25 protein-coding genes and 1 tRNA gene are annotated in these 25,532 nt (G+C 72.3%); 11 read left to right on the top strand and 15 right to left on the bottom strand.

All coding sequences use genetic code 11. The annotated features are described in order from the left end of the window. Positions 1 to 31: 31 nt before the first annotated feature. Genes ACZ4WZ_RS12475 through ACZ4WZ_RS12465 form a run of 3 tightly spaced genes read right to left on the bottom strand, consistent with a single transcriptional unit; the run spans position 32 to position 3,530 of the window. A complete protein-coding gene (locus tag ACZ4WZ_RS12475; protein ID WP_467888828.1) occupies positions 32 to 916 on the bottom strand; it encodes an SDR family oxidoreductase in 885 nt (294 codons plus the stop codon). Continuing rightward, entirely contained in the window at positions 913 to 1,911 is a 999-nt protein-coding gene (locus ACZ4WZ_RS12470) for an alpha/beta fold hydrolase (protein WP_467888826.1), read from the bottom strand. The genes ACZ4WZ_RS12475 and ACZ4WZ_RS12470 overlap by 4 nt, the downstream gene beginning before the upstream one ends. Next, the gene (locus ACZ4WZ_RS12465) at positions 1,908 to 3,530 is read right to left on the bottom strand and encodes a flavin-containing monooxygenase (protein ID WP_467888823.1); all 1,623 of its coding nucleotides are present in this window, start codon (positions 3,528 to 3,530) and stop codon (positions 1,908 to 1,910) included. The genes ACZ4WZ_RS12470 and ACZ4WZ_RS12465 overlap by 4 nt, the downstream gene beginning before the upstream one ends. 201 nt (positions 3,531 to 3,731) lie before the next feature. Between ACZ4WZ_RS12465 and ACZ4WZ_RS12460 the strand changes: the two genes are divergently transcribed. Then, a complete protein-coding gene (locus ACZ4WZ_RS12460) occupies positions 3,732 to 4,445 on the top strand; it encodes a MerR family transcriptional regulator (RefSeq protein ID WP_467888821.1) in 714 nt (237 codons plus the stop codon). On the opposite strand, the gene ACZ4WZ_RS12455 is transcribed toward ACZ4WZ_RS12460, so the two are convergent. Then, entirely contained in the window at positions 4,427 to 5,230 is an 804-nt protein-coding gene (locus ACZ4WZ_RS12455) for an exodeoxyribonuclease III (RefSeq protein ID WP_467888818.1), read from the bottom strand. The genes ACZ4WZ_RS12460 and ACZ4WZ_RS12455 overlap by 19 nt on opposite strands. A 38-nt stretch (positions 5,231 to 5,268) precedes the next feature. Between ACZ4WZ_RS12455 and ACZ4WZ_RS12450 the strand changes: the two genes are divergently transcribed. Next, entirely contained in the window at positions 5,269 to 5,772 is a 504-nt protein-coding gene (locus tag ACZ4WZ_RS12450; RefSeq protein ID WP_467888815.1) for a GNAT family N-acetyltransferase, read from the top strand. A 28-nt stretch (positions 5,773 to 5,800) separates the two neighbouring features. Here the strand turns inward: ACZ4WZ_RS12450 and ACZ4WZ_RS12445 are convergent, their stop codons facing one another. The 8 genes from ACZ4WZ_RS12445 to galU all read right to left on the bottom strand — a co-directional run bounded on the left by ACZ4WZ_RS12445 (position 5,801) and on the right by galU (position 12,762). After that, a complete protein-coding gene (locus ACZ4WZ_RS12445; RefSeq protein ID WP_467888812.1) occupies positions 5,801 to 7,117 on the bottom strand; it encodes a CoA transferase in 1,317 nt (438 codons plus the stop codon). 279 nt (positions 7,118 to 7,396) lie between these two features. Then, a tRNA-Ala gene (locus ACZ4WZ_RS12440) sits at positions 7,397 to 7,470 on the bottom strand. Positions 7,471 to 7,548: 78 nt separating this feature from the next. Continuing rightward, positions 7,549 to 8,568 carry a divisome protein SepX/GlpR gene (gene sepX, locus ACZ4WZ_RS12435; RefSeq protein ID WP_467888809.1) on the bottom strand — a complete coding sequence of 340 codons (1,020 nt, stop codon included), beginning with the start codon at positions 8,566 to 8,568 and terminating at the stop codon, positions 7,549 to 7,551. A gap of 155 nt (positions 8,569 to 8,723) precedes the next feature. After that, positions 8,724 to 9,341 carry a GNAT family N-acetyltransferase gene (locus ACZ4WZ_RS12430; RefSeq protein WP_467888805.1) on the bottom strand — a complete coding sequence of 206 codons (618 nt, stop codon included), beginning with the start codon at positions 9,339 to 9,341 and terminating at the stop codon, positions 8,724 to 8,726. A 17-nt stretch (positions 9,342 to 9,358) separates the two neighbouring features. Continuing rightward, a complete protein-coding gene (locus ACZ4WZ_RS12425; RefSeq protein WP_467888802.1) occupies positions 9,359 to 9,955 on the bottom strand; it encodes a MogA/MoaB family molybdenum cofactor biosynthesis protein in 597 nt (198 codons plus the stop codon). Continuing rightward, positions 9,952 to 10,431, bottom strand: coding sequence for a cyclic pyranopterin monophosphate synthase MoaC (moaC, locus tag ACZ4WZ_RS12420; RefSeq protein WP_388939304.1), 480 nt, complete (start codon positions 10,429 to 10,431; stop codon positions 9,952 to 9,954). The genes ACZ4WZ_RS12425 and moaC overlap by 4 nt, the downstream gene beginning before the upstream one ends. A gap of 80 nt (positions 10,432 to 10,511) precedes the next feature. Continuing rightward, positions 10,512 to 11,855 carry a molybdotransferase-like divisome protein Glp gene (glp, locus tag ACZ4WZ_RS12415; RefSeq protein WP_467888798.1) on the bottom strand — a complete coding sequence of 448 codons (1,344 nt, stop codon included), beginning with the start codon at positions 11,853 to 11,855 and terminating at the stop codon, positions 10,512 to 10,514. 4 nt (positions 11,856 to 11,859) lie between these two features. Continuing rightward, positions 11,860 to 12,762, bottom strand: coding sequence for a UTP--glucose-1-phosphate uridylyltransferase GalU (gene galU, locus ACZ4WZ_RS12410; protein ID WP_467888795.1), 903 nt, complete (start codon positions 12,760 to 12,762; stop codon positions 11,860 to 11,862). Positions 12,763 to 12,856: 94 nt separating this feature from the next. On the opposite strand from galU, the gene ACZ4WZ_RS12405 reads away from it, so the two are divergent. Next, entirely contained in the window at positions 12,857 to 13,483 is a 627-nt protein-coding gene (locus ACZ4WZ_RS12405; RefSeq protein ID WP_467888792.1) for a 5-formyltetrahydrofolate cyclo-ligase, read from the top strand. Positions 13,484 to 13,574: 91 nt separating this feature from the next. Here ACZ4WZ_RS12405 and ACZ4WZ_RS12400 read toward each other — a convergent pair whose 3' ends face one another. Then, on the bottom strand, positions 13,575 to 16,460 hold the full coding sequence (locus ACZ4WZ_RS12400) for a penicillin acylase family protein (RefSeq protein ID WP_467888789.1): 2,886 nt from the start codon (positions 16,458 to 16,460) through the stop codon (positions 13,575 to 13,577). A 281-nt stretch (positions 16,461 to 16,741) separates the two neighbouring features. On the opposite strand from ACZ4WZ_RS12400, the gene ACZ4WZ_RS12395 reads away from it, so the two are divergent. The 7 genes from ACZ4WZ_RS12395 to mscL all read left to right on the top strand — a co-directional run bounded on the left by ACZ4WZ_RS12395 (position 16,742) and on the right by mscL (position 23,391). Next, on the top strand, positions 16,742 to 18,202 hold the full coding sequence (locus ACZ4WZ_RS12395) for a potassium/proton antiporter (protein WP_467888786.1): 1,461 nt from the start codon (positions 16,742 to 16,744) through the stop codon (positions 18,200 to 18,202). Positions 18,203 to 18,617: 415 nt separating this feature from the next. After that, a complete protein-coding gene (locus ACZ4WZ_RS12390) occupies positions 18,618 to 19,928 on the top strand; it encodes an MFS transporter (protein WP_467888783.1) in 1,311 nt (436 codons plus the stop codon). Between the two features lie 67 nt (positions 19,929 to 19,995). Then, positions 19,996 to 20,304, top strand: coding sequence for an FmdB family zinc ribbon protein (locus tag ACZ4WZ_RS12385; RefSeq protein WP_467888780.1), 309 nt, complete (start codon positions 19,996 to 19,998; stop codon positions 20,302 to 20,304). Positions 20,305 to 20,390: 86 nt separating this feature from the next. Then, positions 20,391 to 21,224: an S-methyl-5'-thioadenosine phosphorylase gene (locus ACZ4WZ_RS12380; protein WP_467888777.1), complete on the top strand. Its 834-nt coding sequence runs from the start codon at positions 20,391 to 20,393 to the stop codon at positions 21,222 to 21,224. A 259-nt stretch (positions 21,225 to 21,483) separates the two neighbouring features. Further along, positions 21,484 to 22,041 (top strand): carboxymuconolactone decarboxylase family protein, encoded by a 558-nt coding sequence (locus ACZ4WZ_RS12375; RefSeq protein WP_467888774.1) that lies wholly within the window; start codon positions 21,484 to 21,486, stop codon positions 22,039 to 22,041. Positions 22,042 to 22,179: 138 nt separating this feature from the next. Then, on the top strand, positions 22,180 to 22,755 hold the full coding sequence (locus ACZ4WZ_RS12370; protein WP_467888771.1) for a hypothetical protein: 576 nt from the start codon (positions 22,180 to 22,182) through the stop codon (positions 22,753 to 22,755). Between the two features lie 123 nt (positions 22,756 to 22,878). After that, on the top strand, positions 22,879 to 23,391 hold the full coding sequence (gene mscL, locus ACZ4WZ_RS12365; RefSeq protein WP_467888768.1) for a large conductance mechanosensitive channel protein MscL: 513 nt from the start codon (positions 22,879 to 22,881) through the stop codon (positions 23,389 to 23,391). A gap of 13 nt (positions 23,392 to 23,404) precedes the next feature. On the opposite strand, the gene ACZ4WZ_RS12360 is transcribed toward mscL, so the two are convergent. Together ACZ4WZ_RS12360 and ACZ4WZ_RS12355 are read right to left on the bottom strand one after the other, a co-directional pair. Then, positions 23,405 to 23,626, bottom strand: coding sequence for a hypothetical protein (locus tag ACZ4WZ_RS12360; RefSeq protein ID WP_388939324.1), 222 nt, complete (start codon positions 23,624 to 23,626; stop codon positions 23,405 to 23,407). 55 nt (positions 23,627 to 23,681) lie between these two features. Next, positions 23,682 to 24,044, bottom strand: coding sequence for a hypothetical protein (locus ACZ4WZ_RS12355; protein ID WP_467888765.1), 363 nt, complete (start codon positions 24,042 to 24,044; stop codon positions 23,682 to 23,684). A 244-nt stretch (positions 24,045 to 24,288) separates the two neighbouring features. Here ACZ4WZ_RS12355 and ACZ4WZ_RS12350 point away from each other — a divergent pair, with 244 nt between their 5' ends. Then, positions 24,289 to 25,461, top strand: coding sequence for a low temperature requirement protein A (locus tag ACZ4WZ_RS12350; RefSeq protein WP_467888762.1), 1,173 nt, complete (start codon positions 24,289 to 24,291; stop codon positions 25,459 to 25,461). Positions 25,462 to 25,532: the final 71 nt, after the last annotated feature.

Raw genomic sequence — 25,532 nt, 5'->3', positions numbered from 1 at the left:
CTGACACGAGGTGACAAAGCACGCATTTCGATCAGCGGTGCCGGGAGCGCTCCTGTTCGTCGGCCGCCCCGCCCGCTCCGACGAGCCCCGTGGCGACCTCGCCGAGCCTCGGTTCGACACGCTTCATCTCCCGCGTGCCGGCCGCCGCGATGACCGCCGGCAGGTAGCCGCGGACGCCCTGCATCCCGCGCAGCCACCACTGCGCGTACACGTGTGCCGAGCGGCGTTCGATGCCGGCCACGATCCGGTCGACCGCCGGGCCCAGCGGATAGGTACGGTTCGAGGGCCACGGCAGCCGCCGCCGCAGCTCGCGCATGACCTCGTCCTGGTCGGCGCCGCGCACCATGTCGGTGTCGGTCCAGGAGAGGTAGCCGACGCCCACCTTGACGCCCTTGTAGCCGACTTCGGCGCGCAGGCTGTGCGCGAAGGCCTCGACGCCGGATTTGGAGGCGCAGTACGCCGTCATCATCGGCGCCGGGGTGATCGCGGCCAGCGAGGCGATCTGGAGGAAGTAGCCGCGGCTCTCCATGAGTACGGGCAGGAAGGCGCGGGCGGTGACGGCACCGCCGATCAGGTTGACCTCGATGACGCGGCGCCAGGCCACGGGGTCGGAGTCCCCGAACGGCCCACCGGCGGCGACGCCGGCGTTGGCGACGACGATGTCGACTTTTCCGAAGCGCTCCTTGACCTCCCGCGCGACCCGGGCCATGGCCTCGTGGTCGGTGACGTCGGCGTGCCAGTGGTCGCTGTCGGTGTGCAGCCGTTCGGAGACCTGCTTGAGCGCCTCCGGCTCCAGCCCCACCAGGGCGACCTTGGCGCCGCGCGCGGACAGCTTGCGGGCGAGCAGCTCGCCGACCCCGCGGGCGGCGCCCGTGACGACGGCGACCTGGCCTTCCAGACTCCTGCGCGTGCTCACGCGGTCTTCTCCTTCTCTGCGTCGGATGCGGCGAACGGACCGGGGGCCGCGCCGAGGTGTTCGGGGGCCGTGGCGAGGTGACGGGGAGCGGCCGTGCCGAGGTAGCGGTCCGTCAGCTCCCGCAGGGCGCCGGTGACGGCCTCGGGTGCCTCGACGGGGGTCATGTGCCCCGTGCCGGTGAGTTCGGTGAGGCCCACGCAGTGCGGCAGCGCCGCCGCGAGCCGCCGGGCATGCGCCACCGGGGTGAGCCGGTCGTCCCTGCCCCCGATGACGGCGGTCGGTACGGTGAGCAGGGCCAGTCCGGCGTCCAGGTCCAGCCCCGCCAGCACTTCGGACCAGGCGTGGCGCACCCCGGCCGGGCAGGCGTGCACGATGCGGGCGCAGGCCTCCACCCGGTCGGGCGCGGACCCGGCGCCCATGGTCGCGTACTTGAGCACGGCGCGGGCGACCGGCGTGACGGGCCCGAGCGGGGCGCGCGAGGCGAGCACCGCGCGGGTCGCGCGGGTCCTCGCGCGCCCGGCGCGCAGCGGCAGCACGGTCGCCTCCGCGACCAGCCGCGAGCTGCCGGTGCTGCACAGCAGGGCGGCCGCGGCGTGCTCGGTGAACTCGGGGCGGGCGGCGGCGGCCATGACGGTCATGCCGCCCATGGAGTGCCCGGCGACCACGGCCCGTTCCCCGGGGGCGAGGGCGGCCTTCAGCACGGCGGCCAGGTCGTCGGCGAGGGCGGTGGTGCTGTAGTCGGCGGCCGCCGGGCTGCGGCCGTGACCGCGCTGGTCGTAGGCGATGACCCGGTGATCGCGGGACAGGTCGCGGATCTGCGCCGCCCAGAAGGCGGTGGAGCAGGTCCAGCCGTGGGAGAGCACGACCGCCGGGGCCCCTTCCTCCCCGTGCACCTCCACGTGCAGCCGTGCCCCGTCGGCGGATACGGCGACCAGTTCGCTGGCGGCGGCCGGGGGCGCGTACCGGCCGGTGGTGACGTGCCCGGGCCGGCTCACGCGGCTCCCTCCGCGGCGGGGGCGGCCGCCGGAGAGGCGGGGGCGGCCGCCGGAGAGGCGGGGGCCTGCGAGGCGGGGGCCGCGGAGGCCGTGGCGCGGCCGCGCTCGCGCACGCGTACGACCTCGTACTCGGACAGGTCGACCGTGCGCGTCTCGCGCCGGAACTCCCCCGTCGTCCCCGGCCAGACCGTGGTGTTGCGGCCCTGCGAGTCCAGGTACCAGCTGGTGCAGCCGCCGGTGTTCCACACCGTCCGCTCCATCCGCGCCTGGACGCGCCGGTTCCACTGGTTGACGGCGGACGGGCGGGCCGCGAGGGCGGTGCGCCCGCCCGGGCCGCTCCCGTCGAGGAGGGAGAGCTGGCGCAGGTAGTCCGCCATGTAGTTCAGCTGGGACTCGATCATCAGGATCATCGAGCTGTTGCCGAGGCCGGTGTTCGGTCCGATGATCGTCATCCAGTTCGGGAAGCCGGCCGCGGTCGCCCCGCGCAGCGCCTGCATCCCGTCCTTCCAGGAGTCCGCGAGGGTCTGCCCGTCGGCCCCCACCACCCGGTCGGCGATCGGCATGTCCGTGACGTGGAAGCCGGTGCCGAAGATGATCGCGTCCGCCTCGGTCTCGGTCCCGTCGGCGGCGACGAGCACCGAGCCCCTGATCTCCTTGAGCCCGGAGGCGACCACGTCCACGTCGGGCCGCGCCAGTGCCGGGTAGTACTCGCTGGAGAGCAGGATCCGCTTGCACCCGATCCGGTAGGAGGGCGTGAGCCTGGCCCGCAGCGCCGGGTCCTTGATGGAGCGCGCCATGTTGGCCTTGGCGAGGGATTCGATCAGCCCGAGCTGGTTCGGCCGCTTCGTGAAGGCGCTGACCTGGATCTCGCGGATGCCCCACAGCAGCCCGCGGCGGGCCGCCTGGGTGAAGGGCAGCTGCCGGTGCAGCCAGCGTTCGGCGGTGCTGATGGCGCGGTCGGTGCGCGGCAGCACCCACGGCGGGGTGCGCTGGAAGAGCGTCAGGCGGGCCGTCCGGGGGGCGATGGCCGGCACGATCTGGATCGCGGAGGCGCCCGTACCGATCATCGCGACGCGCTTGCCGCTCAGGTCGTAGCCGTGGTCCCAGCGCGCGGAGTGGAAGACCTTGCCGGGGAATTCGGCGAGCCCGGGGACCTCGGGCGTCTTCGGGTCGGACAGCGGTCCGGTCGCCGACACCACGACGTCGGCGGTCAGCCCGCCCGCGGAGGTCTCGATCTCCCAGCGCAGCTCCTGCGCGTCCCAGCGCATCATCAGGACCTCGTGGCCGAGCCGGATGTGCCGGCGCAGCCCGAACGTGTCGGCGACGTGCTCCAGGTAGGCGCGGATGGCGGGCTGCCCGGAGAAGGTCCGCGGCCAGTCGGGGTTGGGCGCGAAGGAGAAGGAGTACAGGTGCGAGGGCACGTCACAGGCGCACCCGGGGTAGCTGTTGTCGCGCCAGGTGCCGCCGACGGAGTCGGCCCGTTCCAGTACGACGAAGTCGGTGATCCCCTCGCGCCGCAGCCGCACGGCCGCGCCGAGCCCGCCGAAACCGGACCCGATCACCGCCACGCGTACGTGCTCGCGCCCGCTCCCGCCGGCCGTCCTGCCCTTGCCGCCCATGCCCGCCGCCTTCCGCACCGCAATCCGAACCGCAACGTTGCCAGCAATCACTGGCACAATCGGGAGAGTAGAGCAGCCCCGTACCCATGGGTAGGGGTCGCGCCCGGAAAGTTACCGCGAGTACGGCGCGGCGGCGCCCCACGGACCGGACGCGGCACGACCCGCGGGACCGATCCGCGGGACAACCCCTAGGCTGCGCGTGTGGAGAGACCGGCGACGAGAGAGGCGGAGCCCGCCGTGGAGCGCGAGTACCGGACGGAGGAACTGGCCGAGGCGGCCGGCATCCCGGTGCGCACCCTGCGCTTCTACCGCGAGCGCAAGCTGCTCCCGCCGCCGCGCCGCGAGGGCCGCATCGCCTGGTACGACGACCAGCACCTGGCCCGGCTGCGCACCATCGCCGCCCTGCTCGAACGCGGCCACACCCTCGGCGGCATCGCCGAACTGACCGCCGCCTTCGAGAAGGGCCGCGACGTCGGCCAGCTCGGCGAGCTGCTCGGCATCGGCTGGTCGGAGGAGACCCCGGTCAGGCTCTCGCCCGAGGCCCTCGCCGACTACTTCGAGGGCGAGGTCACCCCGGAGAACCTGGCGGCCTCCCTCGACCTCGGGTACCTCGCCACCGACGGTGAGGAGATCGTGCACGTCAGCCGGCGCCTGCTGGACGTCTCCTCGGCCCTGGTCCGCGAGGGCGTACCGCTGGCGGCGGTGCTGGAGACGGGCCGCCGGGTCCGCGAGCACGCCGACGCGCTGGCGGAGCTGTTCACCGAGCTGATCTCCGCCCACATCGGGCGGGACGCCGTCGCGCGGCTGCGCCCGCTGGCGAAGAGCGTGGTCGAGGCGGAGCTGACGATGGCGATGGACCGCCTGCACCAGCAGCACCCTCCGGCGCCCGGGACTCCTCAGACGCCGAGCTCGTAGACCACCGTCACCGGCGCGTGGTCCGACCAGCGCTCAGGGTGCGTCTCGGCACGCTCGACGAAGGCCTTCACGGCCTTCGCGGCCAGGCCCGGGCTCGCGACCTGGAGGTCGATGCGCCAGCCGGCGTCGTTGTCGAAGGCCCGGCCCCGGTAGGACCACCACGAGTACGGCCCCTCCGTCTCCGGGTGCAGCTCGCGCACGACGTCGACGTACCCGGCCTCCGCGTACACCTCGCCCAGCCACTCCCGCTCCTCGGGCAGGAAGCCCGCGTTCTTGCGGTTGGTCTTCCAGTTCTTGAGGTCGGCCTCGCGGTGGCAGATGTTCCAGTCCCCGCACACCACGACCTCCCGCCCGTCGGCGGCGGCCCGCGCCCTCAGCGCCCGGAGGTAGCCGGCGAACTCCTCCATGAACCGGTACTTCTCGTCCTGCTTCGCGGTGCCGGCCTCCCCGGAGGGCAGGTACAGGCTGGCGACGGTCACGCCGGGCAGGTCGACCTCCACGTAACGCCCGCTCGCGTCGAACTCGTCGCTCCCGAAGCCCACCCGCACCCGTTCGGGCGCCCGCCGCGTGTAGAGGGCGACGCCGGCCCGCCCCTTGGCGGCGGCCGGCGCGAACACGGTGTGCCAGCCCTCGGGCTCCCTGGCCTCCGCGGGAATCTGCGCCTCCTCGGCCCGCACCTCCTGCAGGCACACGACGTCGGCGTCGGATCCGGCGAGCCACTCCACGAAGCCCTTCTTGGCGGCGGCGCGGATCCCATTCACATTCACGGTGGTCACGGTGAGCATCCCTGCACCCTAGCGGGAGGGATCCGTACGATATTCGAATGTCTCACGGTATAAACATCCGCGCCGTGCCGTACGACCACCCGGACGCGGCGGAGCTCGACGCGCAGGTCCAGGTGGAGTACCGGCAGCGCTACGACGGCGAGGGCGACGCCACCTTCCTCGACCCGGCGATGTTCGTCCCGCCCAACGGCCTCTACCTGATCGCCTACGACGCCTCCGGCGCCCCGGTGGCCAGCGGCGCCTGGCGCAGCCAGGACAAGAACGAAGAGGGGTACTCGGACGGCGACGCCGAGGTCAAGCGCATGTACGTGGTCCCGCGGGCCCGCGGCCTGGGACTGGCCCGCCGCATCCTGGCGGAGCTGGAGGCCGACGCCCTGGCGGCGGGCCGCAGCCGCATGGTCCTGGAGACCGGCAACCAGCAGCCGGAGGCCATCGCCCTCTACCTCTCGTCGGGCTACGGCATGTCCGAGAAGTTCGGGTACTACCGCTTCTACGAGTCCAGCCGCTGCATGACGAAGCCGCTGCCGGCCGCCGGCTCCTGAACCGCCCCCGCGGGGCCGTGCCGGCGGGTCAGCGGCGGAGCCAGGCGGCTTCGTCCGCACCCCACCGGGACGGCCCCCGCCGCCAGTCCCCGAACGGGCTCGCCACGTACCGCAGCCTCCCGTACCCGGAATCCGCCTCGCGCAGCCACGGCTCCGCCGAGTAGCCCGGCGCCCCCGCCGCCGCGGCGGGAACCTCCCGCACCAGCCACGACGCCGTTCCCGCCAGGGAGAACCGCAGCGCGCGGCCGCCGCCCTCCGCCAGCGCCCGCAGCACACCCGCGGCCACCAGGTACCCGGTGCCGTGGTCCAGCGCCTGCGCCGGCAGCACCCCGGGGGCACCGTCCTCCCCCGCGCACCGCGCGGCGATCCCGTACCCCGCCTGCACCAGCGAGTCGAAGCCGCGCCGGCCCGCCCACGGCCCGTGCCACCCCCACGCGCACAGCTCGGCCACCACCAGCCCCGGCCGGCGCTCCAGCAGCTCGCGCGCTCCCAGCCCGAACCGCTCCAGCGCCCCCGGCCGGTACCCCGTCACCACCACGTCGGCCGTGTCGAGGAGGCTCTCCAGCACGGCCCGGTCCGCCGCGTCGGCGAAGTCCAGCAGCGCGGAACGCTTCCCGAAGCCGGTGTCCGCGTACGCGTCGTCCGCCTCGGGCAGCCCCGGGGAGTCGATCCGCAGCACGTCGGCGCCCAGCAGCCCCAGCGTCCGCGTCGCGACGGGCCCCGCGATGACCCGGGTCAGGTCCAGCACCCGCACCCCGGACGCGGGCGGCCCGGCCGGCGCCGGCACCCGGCCGCGCCCGGGCCCCCGTACCCACTCGACCAGCGGCTGCGGCTCCCCGTACTCCCGCGCGACCGCGACGGCGAGCCCGCCCTGGGCGTAGACCGCTTCCTGCGCCTCCACCGCGCCCCGCCCCGCGAGCGCCTCCCGCACCGCCTCCGGGGTCCCGGGCACGCCGAGCGCCCGCACCAGGGCCGCCTCGTGGTGCGGGTAGTTGGCGTGGGTCCGCACCCACCCGTCGGCCGCCCGCCAGAACCCCGACAGCGGCGCGAAGCTCACCGGCGCCCTGCCCTCCACCCGCAGGTGCCGCTCGCTCACGAACGCCGTGGCCACGGCCCCCTCGTCCACCACGACCGGAGCCGCGTCGAGCGCCGTGCCCCCGGCCCGTACGGCGGCCAGCTCGGCCGCCGCCAGCCCGCACACCCCCACGCAGGCCCGCGCCAACTCCCGCACCGGCAGCGGCCCCTCCAGCCCGCCCGCCCCCCGAAAACTGACCCGCCCGGCCAACTCCCCGTCCCCGCCCAACGCTTCCCACGCCTGCGCGACGGCCCCATCCGCATCCACCATGCGCCCATTGTCCCGACGCCCCCCACCCCTCGGCCGCCCGCTCTCCCGCAGGGGCCCTCCGAAGACGGGCGGAGGCCGCTTTCCGAACCGGCGTAGATCGCTTCCCGCGTGATCTCTCACTTCGTCTACGTCAACGCCGTCGGCACGTTCTTCCGGGCGCCGGGACGGGGAATCGGACACCGTCGCGAACACACCCGGAAACGCCGAGATCCCGCCCCGCCTTTCGGCGGAACGGGATCTCGAGACGATTCCTGAGAGCTACTCAAGAACTGTCGTTTGTGGACCTGTGGGGATTTGAACCCCAGACCCCCTCGATGCGAACGAGGTGCGCTACCAGACTGCGCCACAGGCCCTTGCGACGTGTGAAACATTAGCATCCCCGCGCGGGTGCTCCAAAACGCGTTGTCCGGAGGGTCCGCGCAGGTCACCCGTCACTCGTTGGCGGCGCGGGGGCGGTCGTCGCTCTCGTACTGGTCGAAGAGCGGAGTACGGCCGAGGTCGCGGCCGCGCGGGCGGGGCGGGGCGGGCTGCGGGGCCGGGTCCGGCTTCGGGGCGGACGGCTGGGCGCGCAGGCGGGGGTCGGTCGGCTCGGCGGTGCTGGAGCGGGCCGCGCTCCAGCCGTCCGGGTTCACCGGGCCGGTGGCGCGGGGGGCGACCGGGGCCGTCACGTACGTCGGCAGCGGGACCGGGACCGGCTCCCAGCTGTCGCCGCGCGCCGGGCCGCGCTCACGCTCGCGCTGCTGGTCCACCCACTCGGCGTGGTCGGTCTGCTCGACGAGCGCCCGGCGCCCGGCCTCCTGCGGGGAGACCGGCGGCGCGGGGTCCGGTTCGGCGCCGACGGAGGGTTCCGGCTGCTCGCGGTGGCGCTGGGTGCGGTTCTCGCGCAGGCTGCGGGCGGCCGCCTCGGCTCGGCGGCGGTCCATCGTGAACTCGTAGCGCCGCCGCTCCTGGACCCGCAGGTGCACGATGTAGGCGCTCAGCAGCAGGGCCGGCACGGCCGGGGCCCACAGGTAGCGGATCCCGCCGACGGCGGCGACGACCGCGCCGCCGCTGAAGGCGAGGAAGAGGAGCGCGGTGGTGCGCCTGCGGCGTGCGAGTACCTGGAGGCGCTGCTGGCGGCGGGCCCGCTCGGCCTCGGCCGATCTCAGTTCCACCCTGGTCGGGGGTACGCCGATGGCCCGGGCGTCGGCGTCCACGGAGTTCACCGTTTCCGTCGCCGCTTCCGGGTCGGCGTGGGGCTGGGCCTCAGCCTGATCCTCACCGCGCTCACGCAGCCCCTTGGCGTAACGGCGCTCCATTCCCGCCCGGCCGGAAAGCAGCCGGATGGCGGTGGAGAAGCGTTCCGTCGGACGCGCTTCGTTCAGCTCGTCCTGCCTCCGGAGCCACATGGGCACCAAGTAGGCGGCCCAGGCCCCGACGATGACTGCGTAGATGAGGCCGCTGCTGCTCACACCTCACACCGTAGAGGGGCGCGGCCGAGGGGATCAGCCAATTGGGCCGGTGTGTCGCACGATCCGGCTGATATCACCGACTTTTTTTGTGATTCTTCGGATCAGGTTATGGGCGAGCCGGGCATAAATTCGAACGCTTTTGCGATTACCTGCTTTTACGCGGGCGTCGACGGCGGGCTTTCCCGCTTGCGCCTCCGGTGCCAGCGGCGCAGCAGCCCCTGCGGAACCTCCTCCGCCGTCAGCGCGAAGACCAGGTGGTCGCGCCACGCCCCGTCGATATGCAGATAACGCGGCCGCAGCCCCTCCTCACGGAACCCGAGCTTCTCCACGACCCGGCGGCTGGGTCCGTTCTCGGGGCGGATGCACACCTCGATCCGGTGCAGCCCGACCTTCTGGAAGCAGTGGTCCACCGCGAGCGCGACCGCCGTCGGCATCACCCCCCGGCCGGCCACGTCCCGGTCCACCCAGTAGCCCACATGGGCGGCGCACATCGAGCCCCAGGTGATCCCGGCGACCGTCAGCTGGCCGACCAGGCGCCCCCGGTACTCGATGACGAAGGGCAGCATCCGCCCCGCGTGCGCCTCCGCCCGCAGGTGGCGGACCATCTGCCGGTACGTCGGCCGGTGGATCACCGGCCCCCACGGCGTGGGCGGCGGGATCGTCGCCTCCCACGGCCGCAGCCAGTCCCGGTTGCGCTGGTTGACCTCGCGCCAGGCGCGCTGGTCCCGCAGCTTTATCGGCCGGAGCGTGACATCGCCGTCCGTCAGCACCACCGGCCAGGAGGGGCCGTTCAGCTCGGGCTCCCGGCCGCCGCGTCAGGTCTGGGATGGTCTCCGCCCCGGATCTGGTCGACGGCGTGCGGCAGGATCCGCGACAGCACCGCGAGGCCGTCCTTCACACCGCCCGTGGAACCGGGCAGGTTCACGATGAGGGTGCGCCCTGCCACACCCGCCAGCCCCCGCGACAGGGCGGCGGTGGGCACCTTGGCCAGGCCCTCCGCGCGGATGGCCTGCGGAATGCCCGGGATCTCGTAGTCCAGCACCCGGCCGGTGGCGTCCGGGGTGCGGTCGGTCGGCGAGATGCCGGTGCCGCCGGTGGTCAGGATGACGTCGTAGCCGGCGGCCACGCCCTCGCGCAGCGCCCGCTCGACGGGGTCGCCGTCCGGGACCACGCGCGGACCGTCCACCGTGAAGCCGAGCTTCTCCAGCCCGCCGGCCAGCAGCGGGCCGCCCTTGTCGGCGTACACGCCCTGGGAGGCGCGGTTGGAGGCGGTGACGACCAGAGCCCGCCCCACGGGCGCCTCGGGGGCGGGCCGCCCCGCCGCCGGGGCCCCGCCGGTCTCCGGCGGCACGTGGCTGTGCACCTCGCCACCGCGCGGGGGCGTCACGCGCGGCTCCAGTCGCCGGACTTGCCGCCGGTCTTCTCCTCCACCCGGACGTCGGTGATGACCGCGCCCTTGTCGACGGCCTTCACCATGTCGATCACGGTCAGGCCGGCGACGGCGACCGCCGTCAGCGCCTCCATCTCGACGCCCGTACGGTCGGTGGTCCTGACGGTGGCGAGGATCTCGACGGCGTCGTCGGCGACCTTCAGGTCCACCTTCACCCCGGACACCGCGAGCGGGTGGCAGAGCGGGATCAGATCGGGGGTCTTCTTGGCCCCCATGATCCCGGCGATGCGGGCCGTGGCGAGGGCGTCGCCCTTCGGCACGCCCTCGCCGCGCAGCAGCTCGATCACCCGCGGCGAGACCAGGACGCGTCCGCTGGCGCGCGCCGTCCTGGTGGTGACGTCCTTCTCGGAGACGTCGACCATCCGGGCCGCGCCGGCCTCGTCGATGTGCGTCAGCCTGCTCTGCGTACTCATATCTGCGTGCCGCTCCCGCTCCGGGCCCCCTGGAGCCTGGGGCCTGTGTGATGCAACACGCTACCCGCACCGGGCCCTGATCAGCCGAGCAGGATCACTTCCAGCTCGGCCCCGGGTTCCACCGAGGTGACGTCCTCCGGTACGACCATCAGCGAGTCGGCGTGCGCCAGCGCGGCGATCAGGTGCGAGCCGGATCCGCCGACCGGGGCGACCGTCCCGGCCGCGGCGTCGTACTTGCCGCGCAGGAACTGACGGCGGGCCGCCGGGGAGCCGAGCGGCTTGTCGGCCTTCAGCACGGCGCGCACGCTGCGCCGGGAGACCTCGGACTTCGGCAGGCCCATGAGCGCCCGGATCGCGGGGCGCACGAACAGCTCGAAGGAGACGTACGAGGACACCGGGTTGCCGGGCAGGGCCAGCAGCGGGGTGTGGTCGGGGCCGACGGTGCCGAAGCCCTGCGGCTTGCCGGGCTGCATGGCGAGCTTGCGGAAGTCGACGCCGCCGCCCGAGGGCCCGCCGTCGGCGCCGGTCCCGGTGGCGGCCAGGGCCTCCTTCACCACGTCGTACGCGCCGACGCTGACCCCGCCCGTGGTGACGATCAGGTCGGCCCGGATCAGCTGGTCCTCGATGGTGGAGCGCAGGGTGTCGGCGTCGTCGGCGACCGCGCCGACGCGGTAGGCGATGGCGCCGGCGTCGCGGGCGGCGGCGGCCAGCGCGAAGCTGTTGGAGTCGTAGATCGTCCCGGGGGCCAGCGCCTCACCCGGCTGGACCAGCTCACTGCCGGTGGACAGGACGACCACGCGCGGGCGCGGCCGGACCCGTACGGTGCCGCGGCCGATCGCCGCCAGCAGTGCGATCTGCGGCGGGCCGAGGACGGTGCCGGCGGCCAGCGCCAGGTCGCCGGCCTGTACGTCGCTTCCGCGCGGGCGCACGTGCGCCCGCGCCTCGGCCGCGCGGTGGACGCGCACCTCGCCCTCCGCGCCCTCGGGCGCGGCACTGGCCGGGGTCATTCCGGAGGCGGCGCCGCCGCCCGTGCCGCCGTCGGTCCACTCGACCGGTACGACGGCTTCCGCGCCGGGCGGCAGCGGGGCACCGGTCATGATGCGGGCGGCCTGGCCGGGGCCGACGGTGGGCAGCTCGCCGCTGCCCGCCGCCACGTCGCCGATGACGGCGAGCACCGCGGGGAACTCCTCGCTCGCACCCTGGACGTCGGCCGTGCGGACGGCGTACCCGTCCATGGAGCTGTTGTCGAAGGGCGGCAGGGCGACGGGCACGGTGACGTCCTCGACCAGGACACAGCCCTGGGCGTCCAGCAGCTGGAGCTCGATGGGCTCCAGCGGCCGGACGGCGGTGAGGACGTCCGCGAGGTGCTCGTCCACCGACCACAGACGGTGCCGGCCGGCGTCCTGCGGTGCGGAACTGCTCAAGGTGCTACATCTCCTCCGTGACGTAACGGTGAAGCCAGGTGCGGAACTCCGGGCCAAGGTCCTCACGTTCGCACGCGAGTCGGACGATGGCCCGCAGGTAGTCACCCCGGTCCCCGGTGTCGTAGCGGCGGCCTCGGAAGACCACGCCGTGCACCGGGCCGCCCACGCTGTCGTCGGCGGCCAGCTTCTGCAGGGCGTCGGTGAGCTGGATCTCCCCACCGCGGCCCGGCTCGGTCTCCCGCAGTATGCCGAAGATCGCGGGGTTGAGGACATAGCGTCCGATGACCGCGTAGTTGCTGGGCGCCTCGGCCGGCTCCGGCTTCTCGACGAGTCCGGTGACCCGGACGACGCCGTCCTCGCCGGTCGGCTCGACGGCGGCGCAGCCGTAGAGGTGCACGTTGGAGGGGTCGACCTCCATCAGCGCGATGACGGTGCCGCCGGTGGCGGCGTGGACGTCGACCATCTGGCGCAGGAGCGGGTCGCGCGGGTCGATCAGGTCGTCGCCGAGGAGGACGGCGAAGGGCTCGTTGCCGACGTGCGGCTCGGCGCACAGGACGGCGTGGCCCAGACCGCGCGGGTCGCCCTGGCGGACGTAGTGCATGGTGGCCAGGTCGCTGGACTCCTGCACCTTCTTCAGCCGGTCGTCGTCACCCTTGGCGATCAGAGCCGACTCGAGCTCGTAGTTCCGGTCGAAGTGGTCCTCGAGGGGCCGCTTGTTACGGCCTGTGATCATGAGTACGTCGTCCAGGCCGGCCGATACGGCCTCCTCGACGACGTACTGGATCGCCGGCTTGTCCACGACCGGGAGCATTTCCTTCGGGGTCGCCTTGGTCGCCGGAAGGAACCGAGTGCCGAGCCCCGCGGCCGGGATAACGGCCTTCTTGATCACTGGGTGCGACTGAATCATGGGCAGAACGATAGTGGGTCACGCTGCGCGCTCAGCGCGGTTCTGGTGAATATGTCCGACTTGATCCATATGTGAAAGGAATTGTGACGAGACCGTGGTACAGAACTCGCCCGGGAACCACCCGTTCGTACCCGAAAAGGCATCCCTGCGCCGGGAACTCCTTTCCGCCCGCCGCGCCCTGTCCCCCGGGGCCCGCGACGCGGCGGCCCGCGCGCTCTCCCGGTCCGCGCTCACCCTGCCGGAGCTGGCCGGCGCGCGCACGGTCGCGGCGTACGTCTCCGTCGGCGCGGAACCGGGCACCCGCGAGCTGCTCGACGCGCTGCGGGCGGCCGGCAAGCGGGTGCTGCTGCCCCTGCTGCTGCCCGACAACGACCTGGACTGGGCCGCGTACGAGGGCCCGGACAGCCTCGCCGAAGCCGCGCACCCGGGCAAGATGCGGCTGCTGGAGCCCTCCGGCGCCCCGCTCGGCCCGGACGCCGTGACCGGCGCCGACGCCGTGCTGCTGCCCGGGCTCGCGGTGGACGGGCGCGGGATGCGGCTGGGCCGCGGCGGGGGCTCGTACGACCGGGTGCTCGCGCGCCTGGAGCGCGCCGGCGCGCATCCCGCGCTGGTGGTGCTCCTGTACGACGAAGAGGTGGTCGCGCGGGTCCCGGAGGAACCGCACGACCACCCCGTGCAGGCGGTGGCCACCCCGTCGGGTGTGGTGCGCTTCACCGCGTGATCGGCCCACGAGCCGATCGCGCTATGAGCCGATCAGCCCATCGGCCGATCGGCGGATGAGCCGATCAGCCGACGCCGCCGTGGTCCCGTGATCACGGCTTGAGCGTCAGGGTGTCCACTGTCGACTTGTCGACGGCGTCCTTCCCGAAGGACCACTCCAGCAGTTCGCCCTTGGCCCACAACGCCGTCTGGTCCGTGTACGTGCCGTTGTACGCGTGACCCGAGGCACCGGTCAGGTTGATCCACCGGGACTTGTCCAGGTCGCCGAGGTTCACGATCATCCGCATCGACGGCACCCAGGTGACCTCGTAGCCACTGGAGGCGTTCCAGCCGGTCGCGTTGACGGTGGCCTCGCCGCCGCCCAGGTTCCAGGGGCCTCGGTTGAGGACCCACTGCATGAAGCCCGGGCCCTCCTTGCCGATCGTCTGGTTCTTCAGCGTCAGCTGGTGCAGCCGGCCCCAGCTCCAGGTCGACTGGTCCTTGCCGAGCTTGGCCGTCAGCTCCCAGCGGGCGTCTTCCATGGCCCGCGCGAAGAGCTCGTCACGGGTCTTGATCGGCTTGTCGTGGACGGTCTTCGGGGTGGCCTGCCACCACGGCGACTTCTCGTCCTTGACCAGCCGGCGGACCACCTCGAACCAGCGGTCGCCGCCGTCCGGCTGCGCCGAGTCGGGGCCGCGCGTACCGCACTCGCGGACCGTCTTGGTGAGGTCGTCGTTCGGGCCGGTGCTCTCCTCGCTGACGTTCATGCAGCTGCCCTCGACCCGCAGCTCCTTCGGCATCTTGTCGCCGAAGGCCAGCTTGAGGATGTTGCGCCAGACCGCGTTGAAGTACGCGGCCGCCGCGGAGTCGGGCTCCTGCGTGTAGTTCCAGCCCTCGAGCAGCTTCTGCGCCGAACGCACGTCCGGGTCCGAGACCGGGATCTTGGCCAGCATCGGGGTCAGCAGCGCGGCGATCTCGCTGCTGTTGTCCATCTGCATGGTCCGCATGTCGTCGGTGGAGATCTTGCCGTTGTCCTTGGTCTTCGCCTCGATGAGGTCGTTGATCCGCTGGCTCCGGGCGCCGTAGCCCCAGTCCGTGGTCAGCACGTACGGGTACTTGCCGGCGCCGGTGCCGGACTCGGTGACGGCCTGGTTGGCGGTGACGATGTAGCCGCGCGCCGGGTTGAGCTCCCAGGGCATCTCGTTCTGCGGGATGTAGCCGGCGTTGCCGTCCCGGCCGCCCTTCCAGGCGTACTTGGGGTCCCAGCCGGGCGCCGGCAGGCGGCCGTCGCCCTGGTTGCGGATCGGGATGCGGCCCGGGGCCTGGTAGCCGATGTTGCCGTTCGCGCCCTTGTTGTCGGCGTAGATCAGGTTCTGCGAGGGGACCTCGAAGTCGGCCGCCGCGGCGCGGAAGCTGTTGAAGTCCTTGGCCCGGTCGAGCTTGAACACCGCGTCCATCGACTTGCCCGGGTCCAGGGCGGTCCAGCGCAGGGCGACGGCGTAGCCGTTGCCGCGGTCCGGGGCCGAGCTGGGGACGGGGGCGCGGGCGCCGACGGTCTCGAGTTCGTCGCTGCGGTCGGAGATCAGCGGTCCGTTGTTGGTGGTGCGGACGGTGATCTTCTTGCTCTTGCCGCCCGCGACCTTGATCTCCTCTTCACGGGTGGTGAAGGGGACGATCTTGTTGTCGTAGACGTAGCCCTCGGGACGGACCTGCTCCAGGTAGAGGTCGGTCACGTCGGCGCCGAGGTTGGTCATGCCCCAGGCGATGTCGGCGTTGTGGCCGATGACCACGCCGGGCATGCCCGAGAAGGTGTAGCCGGCCACGTCGTACTGGCACTGCGGCGAGACGGCGCGGCAGTGCAGGCCCATCTGGTACCAGACCGAGGGCAGCTGCGGGGACAGGTGCGGGTCGTTCGCGAGGAGCGGCTTGCCGGTGGTCGTGTGCTGGCCCGAGATGACCCAGGAGTTCGATCCGATGCCGCTGCCGTTGGGGCCGAGGATGGCCGGGATCTCGTCCAGGGTCTTGGCGAGGGCGCCGAGCTGCGTGCGCAGGCCGACGGTCGCGCCCTGGGCGGTGGCGTTGCCGGCGAGGCCGGTGGCGGTGCCACCGTTGGGGGTGGTCTGCGAGCCGGTGCCGGAAGCCGAGCCGGTGCCGGTGCCCGGCGTGGTTCCCGTGCCCGTTCCGGTACCGGTGCCGGTGCCCCTGCCGGTGCCGGACGAGCCGGCGCCGGGGGTGCCCTGGGGCGCGTACTTGCCGCCCGCGACGGTGCCGCCCTCGACGACCGGCTTGTTCCGGTCGAAGGGGTACGGCGGGTAGAGCTCGTCGATCTGCGCCTGCGAGAGCTTGTTCGTCATCAGCGAGCGGTCGATCTCGTCCTGCATGTTGCCGCGCAGGTCCCAGGCCATCGCCTTGAGCCAGGCCACCGAGTCCACCGGCGTCCACTGCGCCGGCTTGTAGCCGTCGGTCAGCTTGAGGGCGGCGTGCTCGACGGAGAGGTCCTTGCCGGACTTCCCCTTCAGGTACGCGTTGACCCCGTCGGCGTAGGCCTGGAGGTACTTCTTCGTCTCCGGCGAGAGCTTCTTGTCGTACTCCTCCTGCGCGACGTGGCGCCAGCCGAGGGTGCGCAGGAAGGCGTCGGTCTCGACCTGGCCGGAGCCGAACATCTCCGACAGCCGGCCGGAGGTCATGTGACGGCGCACGTCCATCTCCCAGAACCGGTCCTGCGCGTGCACGAAGCCCTGCGCGCGGAAGAGGTCCTCGTCGTGGTCGGCGTAGAGCTGCGGAATGCCGTGCTCGTCGCGCTTCACTTCGACGGTCCCGGTCAGGCCTGGGACCTTGAGGGAGCCGGTCGTCTGCGGGAAGGAGGCGCGCACGGTGTCCACGCTCCAGTACGCGCCGTAGCCGAGGCCCGCCAAGAGCGCCAGGACCATGACGAGCACGAGCATGCGTGCGCGTCGTCCCTTCTTCTTGACGGAAGGTCCGGATTCATTGGCGGGCATCGCTGTCCTTAGAGGGGCAGGGTGGTCCTGGGATTGCTGGGAGCAACCATAGGCGCAGGACCGCCTTCGTTGATCCGCCAGGGGTCGAGGTCCGTAGGACAGGCGGCATCAGGCGTTTCACAATGTGGGTATCGCGTAAAGAGCGCGTCAAAGATTAGGTAAGGTAACGAAGTACTTGCCGAATGCGCCGCCGGAGGAAAGATCCACCAGGCACGCTCTGAGGAAAGGGCCGCCCGCTGACTGTCCACACGCTCAATGAGCTCCTGCTGGTCTGTTCGCTCGTGCTGCTCGTCGCCGTCGCGGCGGTGCGCATCTCCTCACGCAGCGGCCTCCCCAGCCTGCTCATCTACCTCGGCATAGGCGTCGCGATAGGCCAGGACGGCATCGGCAACGTCGTATTCGACAACGCCGAGCTGACGCAGGTCATCGGTTATGCGGCGCTCGTCGTCATCCTCGCCGAGGGTGGTCTGGGCACCAAGTGGAAAGAGATCAGACCCGCGTTGCCGGCGGCGGTGGTCCTGTCGCTGCTCGGTGTCGCGGTCAGCGTGGGGGTCACGGCGGCGGGCGCGCACTACCTGGTCGGACTGGAATGGCGTCAGGCGCTGCTGATCGGCGCGGTCGTCTCCTCGACCGACGCGGCGGCCGTCTTCTCCGTCCTGCGCAAGGTTCCGCTGCCGTCGCGGGTGACGGGTGTACTGGAGGCCGAGTCAGGCTTCAACGACGCTCCGGTCGTCATCCTGGTGGTGTCCCTGGCGGCGGTCGGGCCGGTGGACGAGTGGTACGTACTGCTCGGCAAGATCGCGCTGGAGCTGGCGATCGGCGCCGCGATCGGCCTGACGGTGGGCTTCCTGGGGGCGTACGGCCTGCGGCACGTGGCACTGCCCGCCTCGGGCCTCTACCCGATCGCGGTGATGGCGATAGCCGTGACCGCGTACGCGGCCGGCGCGATGGCGCACGGCTCCGGGTTCCTCGCGGTGTACCTGGCGGCGATGGTGCTGGGGAACGCGAAGCTGCCGCACTGGCCGGCCACGCGCGGGTTCGCGGACGGGCTCGGCTGGATCGCGCAGATCGGCATGTTCGTGCTGCTGGGGCTGCTGGTGACCCCGCACGAGCTGGTGAACGACTTCTGGCCCGCGGTGATCATCGGACTGGTGCTGACGATGGTGGCGCGGCCGCTGGAGGTCTTCCTCAGCCTGCTGCCCTTCCGGATCCCCTGGCAGGAGCAGGCCCTGATGTCGTGGGCCGGTCTGCGCGGCGCCGTACCCATCATCCTGGCGACGATTCCGCTGGTGACGGGGATCGAGGGCAGCGACCGGGTCTTCAACATCGTGTTCGTGCTCGTGGTCGTCTACACGCTGGTGCAGGGGCCGACCCTGCCGTGGCTGGCGCGCAAGCTGAACCTGGGCGACACCGACGAGGGAGCCTCGGACCTCGGGATCGAGTCGGCGCCGCTGGAGAAGCTGCGCGGGCACCTGCTGTCCTTCGCCATTCCGGCCGCCTCCCGGATGCACGGCGTGGAGGTCGGCGAGCTGCGACTGCCGGCGGGGGCGTCGGTGACGCTGGTGGTCCGGGACGCGAAGAGCTTCGTCCCGTCTCCGACGACCGTGCTGCGGCGCGGGGACGAGCTGCTGGTGGTGGCCACGGATCCGGTGCGGGACGCGGCGGAGGCGCGGCTGCGGGCGGTCGCGCGCGGAGGCAAGCTGGCGGGGTGGCTGGGAACCGGTGGCGGAACGTCACTGTGAGTAGCGAATGAGGGTCGGAGCGCCGCTCAAGTGATCATTTTTCGTTAGAGCGGCGTTCTAATTCGGCCATTTTCACTGCCCTACGGCTGGACTTGCACCCATTTCATCGGGCACGGAATGCAAAGTTCCAGTTAATCGCAGGTGAAGACATACCTTGTCGCCGTAATCACAGGGCGTGGTAGTGGGTTTCCCTGTACGATGAAGGCACACCACATCGAACCAACTCTGCCTGACGCAGAGCTGGCGCGACCGCAAAGCGGCCGTGGCACCCTCCCGCAGTGGGCGCCCAGGTATCACTCGGTTCTGCGCAAGAGGACAGCTCTCGGGGCTCCCACATGTACGGGTGCGGTCGCTCACAAGGCGGCCCGCCGTCCGCAGACGGGGACGCTCTACCAGGCAGCGGAAAGGCCAGGCCGTGACATCCGCGGTCACGACCGACACGTCCGCCCGACCCGGCTACGGACAGCTGCTGCGCACACCCGGCGCCCTCTCCTTCGTCCTCCCCGGCTTCGCCGCCCGCCTGCCGTTCGGCATGCTGACCATCAGCATCCTGCTGCTCGTCCAGCACTCCACCGGCTCCTACGGTGACGCGGGAATCGTCGCCGCAGTCACCGGCGTCTCCATGGCCCTGTTCGCGCCGGTCATGGGCAAGTTCACCGACCGCCGCGGCCAGAGCGCCGTCCTGCTGCCGGTCGTCCTCGCCCACGCCACCGCGGTCTCCGCGCTGACCGCGCTGGCGCTCCTCGGTGCCCCGCTGTGGGCGCTCGCGCTGGCCGCCGTCCCGGCAGGCGCCTCCGTCCCGCAGGTCGGCCCCATGGTCCGGTCCCGCTGGGCCGCCAAGCTCGAGGGCTCCCCGCTGCTGCCGACGGCCGCCGCGTTCGAGTCCGTCACCGACGAGTTCACCTTCGTCGTCGGCCCGGTGCTCGCCACCGCCCTGTGCACCGGCGTCCACCCGGCCGCCGGTCTCGCGACCGAGGCGGCCCTGACCCTGCTCGGCGGCCTGTTCTTCGCCGCGCAGCGCGCCACCGAGCCGAAGGTCGCCCCGCAGTCGGAGACCGGCGGCAAGCACCAGTCCGCGCTGTCCTTCCCCGGCCTGCGCGTCCTGATCGTCGCCTTCATCGGCATCGGCGCCGTCTTCGGCGGCATGCAGGTCTCGCTCGCCGCCTTCTCCAACGAGATCGGCAACCCGGGCGCCAACGGCCTGCTGTACGGCATCTTCGCGGCCGGCAACATGATCGCCGGCATCACGATGGGCGCCGTCGCCTGGAAGATCGGCCCGCGCCGCCGCCTGATCCTGGGCTACATCGGCCTGACCGCCGCCGCCTCCCTGCTGTGGGCCGTGCACTCCATGGTCCTGCTGGGCGCGCTCGGCCTGGTCGTCGGCCTGTGCATCGCCCCCGCGCTGATCACCGGCTACACCATGATCGAGCAGCTGATCCCGGCCGCGTCGCGGACCGAGGCCTTCACCTGGCTGACCGGAGCGGTCGCCTTCGGGCAGGCCGCCGCCGTGACCCTGGCCGGCCGCCTGACGGACGCGCACGGGTCCTCGTACGGCTTCCTGGTGCCGCTGGTCGCCACGGCCCTCGCCCTCGTCACTCTGGTGGCGCTGCGCGCGAAGCTGGCTCCGAAGGCTCCGAGTCGGATCGTGAACTCGTCCGCGCCGGCCGCCCGCGGCACGGCGAACGAGCGTGGGATCGGTCACCGCACGCCCGTGACGGTGGACTGATCCGCCGGAATACGTCACCATGGAGCGTCGTTAGCACTCATTGAGTGAGAGTGCCAGGAGGAAATTCGTGCCGACCTACCAGTACCAGTGCACCGAGTGCGGTGAGGGCCTCGAGGCCGTGCAGAAGTTCACGGACGAGGCACTGACCGTGTGCCCGAGCTGCGACGGACGCCTCAAGAAGGTGTTCTCCGCGGTCGGCATCGTCTTCAAGGGTTCCGGTTTCTACCGGAACGACAGCCGTGGCGCCTCGTCGAGCAGCACCCCTGCCTCGAAGCCGTCCTCGTCGTCCACGGCGACGTCGACCGCCGCCGCCCCGGCCGCTTCGACCTCCTCGGCGACCTCGAGCACGGGCAGCAGCTCCACTTCTGCCGCCTGATCCCGTACGTCTTCCGCTTTCGCCGCAAGGCCCCGCTCGCCCTCTTGGGCGGCGGGGCCTTGTGCGTCCCCCGTTAGGGTGAGGCCATGGTGAACGCAGAGATCGGTGTAATCGGCGGGTCGGGCTTCTACTCCTTCCTGGAGGACGTCTCCGAGATCCAGGTGGAAACGCCGTACGGGCCCCCGAGCGACTCCCTGTACGTGGGCGAGCTGGCCGGACGGCAGGTCGCGTTCCTGCCGCGGCACGGGCGCAGCCACACCGTGCCGCCACACAAGATCAACTACCGGGCCAACCTGTGGGCCCTGCGTGCGGTCGGCGTCCGCCAGGTGCTGGGCCCCTGCGCGGTCGGCGGTCTGCGGGCGGAGTACGGGCCGGGCACGCTGCTGGTGCCGGACCAGCTGGTCGACCGTACGAAGTCCCGGGTGCAGACCTTCTTCGACGGCGAGCCGCTGCCCGACGGCACCGTCCCGAACGTCGTGCACACCACCTTCGCCGATCCGTACTGCCCGGCGGGCCGGTCGGTGGCGCTCGCGGCGGCGCGGGGGCGGGAGTGGGAGCCGGTGGACGGCGGCACCATGGTGGTCGTGGAGGGGCCGAGGTTCTCGACGCGGGCGGAGTCGCGGTGGCACGCGGCCGCCGGCTGGTCGGTGGTCGGCATGACCGGGCACCCCGAGGCGGTGCTCGCGCGCGAGCTGGGGCTCTGCTACACGTCCATGGCGCTGGTCACGGACCTGGACGCGGGCGCCGAGACGGGTGAGGGCGTGTCCCACACGGAGGTCCTCAAGGTGTTCGGCGAGAACGTCGGCCGGCTGCGGGAGGTCCTCTTCGACGCGGTGGCGGCGCTGCCGGCGACCGAAGCGCGAGACTGCCTGTGCACGCACGCCCACGACGGCTGGGACCTGGGCATCGAACTGCCGTAGCACTGGCTGAGGAGCGCTTGAGCCCTGTCGGGCCCGCTCGGGGCTCATGTCCCGTCCTTGAGGCGGGGCCGGCGGGGGCTTCAGGCGTGCCGGTGGGGTGGCCCCGGAGGCTTTCCGGGCGCTCCCCCGGCACCCCGGGCACCCGGCCCCGCGCACAGCCCGGCGGAAGAACCTCCGGGGCGGTGTCACATTCCGCCGGGCTGTCCTGTCTCCATGGCGAAGGGGTCACCGGGACCCCCCGCGCCGGAAGAGGCCCGTCATGCCGCGCATCTCGCTCACCCCGCCCCGCACCCTGCTCATGCGCCTCGGCGCCTGGTACTCGCGCCGCACGTACGGCAAGGTGCTCGACCCGGGTCAGGCGTACGGCCACAACTCGCGCGTGCTGTTCTCGTACGTCCGCCTGGAGCAGCAGGCCGCGAAGTGGAACAAGCTCGACGCCGGCCTCAAGCACCTGGCGGTGATGGCTTCGGCCGCGCGCATCAACTGCTCGTGGTGCATGGACTTCGGCTACTGGGAGGGCCACGAGAAGGGGTTCTCGCCGGAGAAGATCGAGCGGGTGCCGCGGTGGCGGGAGTCGCGCGAGGTGTTCACCGAGCTGGAGCTGCTGGTCATGGAGTACGCCGAGGCGATGACCGAGACCGAGCCGGCGGTCACGGACGAGCTGGCCGCCGATTTGATCTCCCGGCTCGGCGAGGCCGCGTTCGTCGAGCTCACGGCCGTGGTCGCGCTGGAGAACTGGCGCTCGCGGGTCAACAGCGCTTTCGGTCTGACCAGCCAGGGTTTCTCGGATGCCTGCCAGGTCCCGACGGGGCGCTGACCCCTGGGGGTGACGGCGTTGTCCACAGCCTGGGGATTGTCCACAGGTCGGAGCGGGGCCTGGCGGGGAGGCGGATCGTGAGGGAGTCCGGGCAGTGGGCCCGGACGCCGGACCACGACCAGCTTGGCGGTGTTCATCATGTCCAGGACCTCTCCCTCGTCCCCGGTTTCCCCGTCCCCGGTTTCCGTGTCCCCCGCTTCCGCCCCCGGGGGTTCGCGTCCCGTCTGCTCTTCCACGTGTCCCCCCGGACGTCCCGTGCCTCCCTTTCCCCCGCTCCGTGTGGGCCGGGCCGGAGGCCGGCTGCGGCGCGCGGTGCGCCGTCGGCGGCGGGTCGCCTCGGCCGGGCTGGCCGTGGTGGCTGCTGCCCTGGCCGTGGGCGGAACGGACGCGCGGGCGTCCCGGGGGGCGCCCGCGGCCGCGCCCGCGGTGAAACCGGCGCCCGCGGCGGTACGGATGGTGTCGGCGCCCGTGCGCATCGCGGACGCCGGGACGGTGCGGCTGCTGCGTGCCGGGGACCGGGTCGACGTGGTCGCGGCGGAGCGCGGCGGGCCGCCCAGGGTGGTGGCGACGGGTGCCCGGGTCGCCGAGGTGCCCGCCGCCGAGGCGGGCGTCGGGGACGGTGGCGCGCTGGTGGTGCTGTCCGTGCCCCGGGAGACGGCGCGCGCCCTCATGGGGGCGGGAGCTGTGGCGCGGCTGGCGGTGGCGCTGTGCTGATTCGCACTGAGGAGCAGTCAAGTCGCCCTGGAGAGGGCGCTGATTGGACACGCCGTGCGGTGACTGCCGTAGCTTTCGGAACCGTTAGCTCCGTCTATAGCAGGCACAAGGAAAGGCTCAGTGGTGAGCGAGAAGAAGAGGGAGAGCGTACTGGCGGGCTTCAAGGCCTTCCTGATGCGCGGGAACGTGGTCGACCTGGCGGTGGCCGTGGTCATCGGCGCGGCGTTCACGAACATCGTGAACTCGATCGTCAAGGGGATCATCAGCCCGCTCGTGGGCGCCATCGGCACCAAGAACCTGGATGTCTACACCTCGTGTCTGAAGGCACCTTGTGGGGTCGACGCGAAGGGCGAGCCGACCGGCGTCAACATCATGTGGGGCTCGGTGCTCAACGCGGCGCTCAGCTTCCTGATCACCGCGGCGGTCGTGTACTTCCTGATGGTCCTGCCCATGGCGAAGTACCTCGCCAGGGTGGAAGCGCGCCGCAAGGCCAAGGAGGGCGTGCAGGAAAGCATGGAGATCACCGAGCTGGAGGTGCTCAAGGACATCCGCGACGTCCTGGTCTCGCAGCGGAGCGGGAACGGCGAGCGCATGCCGGCGTCGGGGAGCACTCAGGGAGCGCGCGACGCCTTCTGACCGCCGGGGAAGGTCAGATGTGGTGCGGGGGCTTCTCGTCGAGGAAGCGGGCCAAGTCGCCCGTACTCCCTCCGGCGGGCGGCCGCTCGCCCCAGCCCCGGTCGGTGTCGTCGGACGACTGCTGGTCCAGCGGGTCGTCGAAGACCAGCTTCGGCCTGGGCTTCGGCTTCGTCTCGGGCTTCGCCCCGGCTTCGGGCTTCGGGGACTGCGGGTCGGAGGCTGGGGCGGTGCTCATGCCTCAAGGGTACGGCCGTCCGCGCCCCCGGCCCGGGTCCTTGTCGTCGCTCCGGTCAGCCGGTGAACAGCCACGGGGCGCGGGTGACCGCCACGACGGCGAACATCGCGGGAACGAAGAAGCCGTAGGCGGCGATGGCGGAGGAGAAGCCGGTGACGGCACACGCCTCCCTCTCCGACTGCTTCAGAGCGGCCGCCTGCGCCTGGGGGCCCTGGTCCTCCGCCTGGCGCACGTGCTGCTCGCGGAAGATCACCGGGATCTGCCGGAAGGTCGAGCCGTTGCCCGGTCCGGAGAAGGCGGAGGCCGCCAGGAAGCCGGTGAAGAACGCCCGGAAGCTTCCCTGGTCGCCGCCGGACGGCAGCGCGAAGATCACGACGACCAGGGCCGCGGCCGTGCCGACGAAGGACAGCATGGTCACTCTCGCGCCGCCGGTCCTGCCGGAGAGCCGGCCGCCGGCCCGGCGCATGAGCGCGCCGAGGAACGGTCCGGTCCAGGCGTAGGTGGTGGCGTGGTCGCCCTGCGTCTCGAAATTGTTCTTGATCAGCGCGTGCAGACCGGCGACCGGTCGTCGGCGGGCCGGGACGGGCCCGCCCGGGGTACCCGGGGGCCGTCGGCCGCGCGCCTCGCCGGTCGTGGTGGCGGGCCCTGGTGTGCTGGGCGGTATGACGTACGTACCGATGACCGCCCGCAGCCGCGACGAGGGGCACCGGACGGCGACCTCGCTGGAGCTGTTCTTCGACCTCTGCTTCGTCGTCGCGATCGCCCAGGCGGGGGCGCGGCTGGTGCACGCGCTGGCGGAGGGCCACCCGGGGACGGGGGTGATCGGGTACGCCTTCGTCTTCTTCGGGGTGTGGTGGGCGTGGATGAACTTCACGTGGTTCGCCTCCGCCTACGACTGCGACGACGTGCCGTACCGGATCGCGACGCTGGTGCAGATCGCCGGTGTGCTCGTCTACGCGGCGGGGGTGAGCCGGGCCTTCGACGAAAACGACTGGACGGTGGCCGTCATCGGCTACCTGATCATGCGGGTGGCGCTCACCGCGCAGTGGCTGCGCGCGGCGGCCGGGGAGAGCGGTGAGGCGCGTTCGGCGGCGCTGAAGTACGCGGTGGGGCTGGTCGTGTGTCAGGCGGGCTGGGTGGGGCTTCTGTTCGCCCCGGAGGCCGCGAAGCGCTGGCTGTTCGTGGTGATGGTGGTGGCCGAGCTGATGGTGCCGCTGCTGGCGGAGCGCGGGCATCAGACGCCTTGGCACGCCCACCACATCGTGGAGCGGTACGGCCTTTTCACCATCATCGTGCTGGGCGAGACCATCGCGGCGAGCACGGTGGCGGTGAAGTCGGCGCTCGACGAGCACGAGGCGCTGGGTGAGCTTCTGCCCATCGCCGCGGGCGGGCTGCTGATCGTCTTCGCGGCGTGGTGGATCTACTTCGCGGCGCCGATGCACGAGCGGCTGACCTCCAACCGGGAGGCGATCCCGTGGGGCTACGGCCACCTGTTGATCTTCGCCTCGGGTGCGGCGATCGGCGCGGGCATCGAGGTCGCGGTGGAGCACGCGGTCGGCAAGGCGCACGTCTCGCAGCTCGCCGCGAACGCCGCGGTGACCGTCCCGTCGGCGCTGTTCCTGCTGATGGTGTGGCTGCTGCACTCACGCCACTTCAAGCGCGGCCCGGCCCAGCAGATGGTGCTGCCGGTGTCGGCCCTCGCGCTGCTGGCCTGCACCTGGGCCGGTTCGTACGCGGTCCTCTACGCGGGGCTGGTGGCGACGGCCACGGTGGTGGTCGGCATGGCCCTGACCGTGCGCGGCGGGCAGCCCGCCCGTGCCGGGGCCGAAGTCTGAGCCCGGCCGTCACCCCCGCGCCCCCGGACCCGTTCAGCAGCTCAGCAGAACGGCGACAGGAAGAGACAGCC

This window comes from Streptomyces sp. NPDC029122, from assembly GCF_055569445.1.
Note: the sequence above shows the minus strand (reverse complement) of the source record. Positions and strands in the feature narration are given on the sequence as shown.

Coding starts and splice junctions, on each gene's coding strand:
- galU (WP_467888795.1), bottom strand. CDS start 12,762: ATGATTCAGTCGCACCCAGTGATCAAGAAGGCCGTTATCCCGGCCGCG.
- ACZ4WZ_RS12380 (WP_467888777.1), top strand. CDS start 20,391: ATGGTGAACGCAGAGATCGGTGTAATCGGCGGGTCGGGCTTCTACTCC.
- ACZ4WZ_RS12455 (WP_467888818.1), bottom strand. CDS start 5,230: ATGCTCACCGTGACCACCGTGAATGTGAATGGGATCCGCGCCGCCGCC.
- ACZ4WZ_RS12360 (WP_388939324.1), bottom strand. CDS start 23,626: ATGAGCACCGCCCCAGCCTCCGACCCGCAGTCCCCGAAGCCCGAAGCC.
- ACZ4WZ_RS12370 (WP_467888771.1), top strand. CDS start 22,180: ATGTCCAGGACCTCTCCCTCGTCCCCGGTTTCCCCGTCCCCGGTTTCC.
- ACZ4WZ_RS12350 (WP_467888762.1), top strand. CDS start 24,289: ATGACGTACGTACCGATGACCGCCCGCAGCCGCGACGAGGGGCACCGG.
- ACZ4WZ_RS12375 (WP_467888774.1), top strand. CDS start 21,484: ATGCCGCGCATCTCGCTCACCCCGCCCCGCACCCTGCTCATGCGCCTC.
- ACZ4WZ_RS12465 (WP_467888823.1), bottom strand. CDS start 3,530: ATGGGCGGCAAGGGCAGGACGGCCGGCGGGAGCGGGCGCGAGCACGTA.
- ACZ4WZ_RS12400 (WP_467888789.1), bottom strand. CDS start 16,460: ATGCCCGCCAATGAATCCGGACCTTCCGTCAAGAAGAAGGGACGACGC.
- ACZ4WZ_RS12445 (WP_467888812.1), bottom strand. CDS start 7,117: ATGGTGGATGCGGATGGGGCCGTCGCGCAGGCGTGGGAAGCGTTGGGC.
- ACZ4WZ_RS12450 (WP_467888815.1), top strand. CDS start 5,269: ATGTCTCACGGTATAAACATCCGCGCCGTGCCGTACGACCACCCGGAC.
- moaC (WP_388939304.1), bottom strand. CDS start 10,431: ATGAGTACGCAGAGCAGGCTGACGCACATCGACGAGGCCGGCGCGGCC.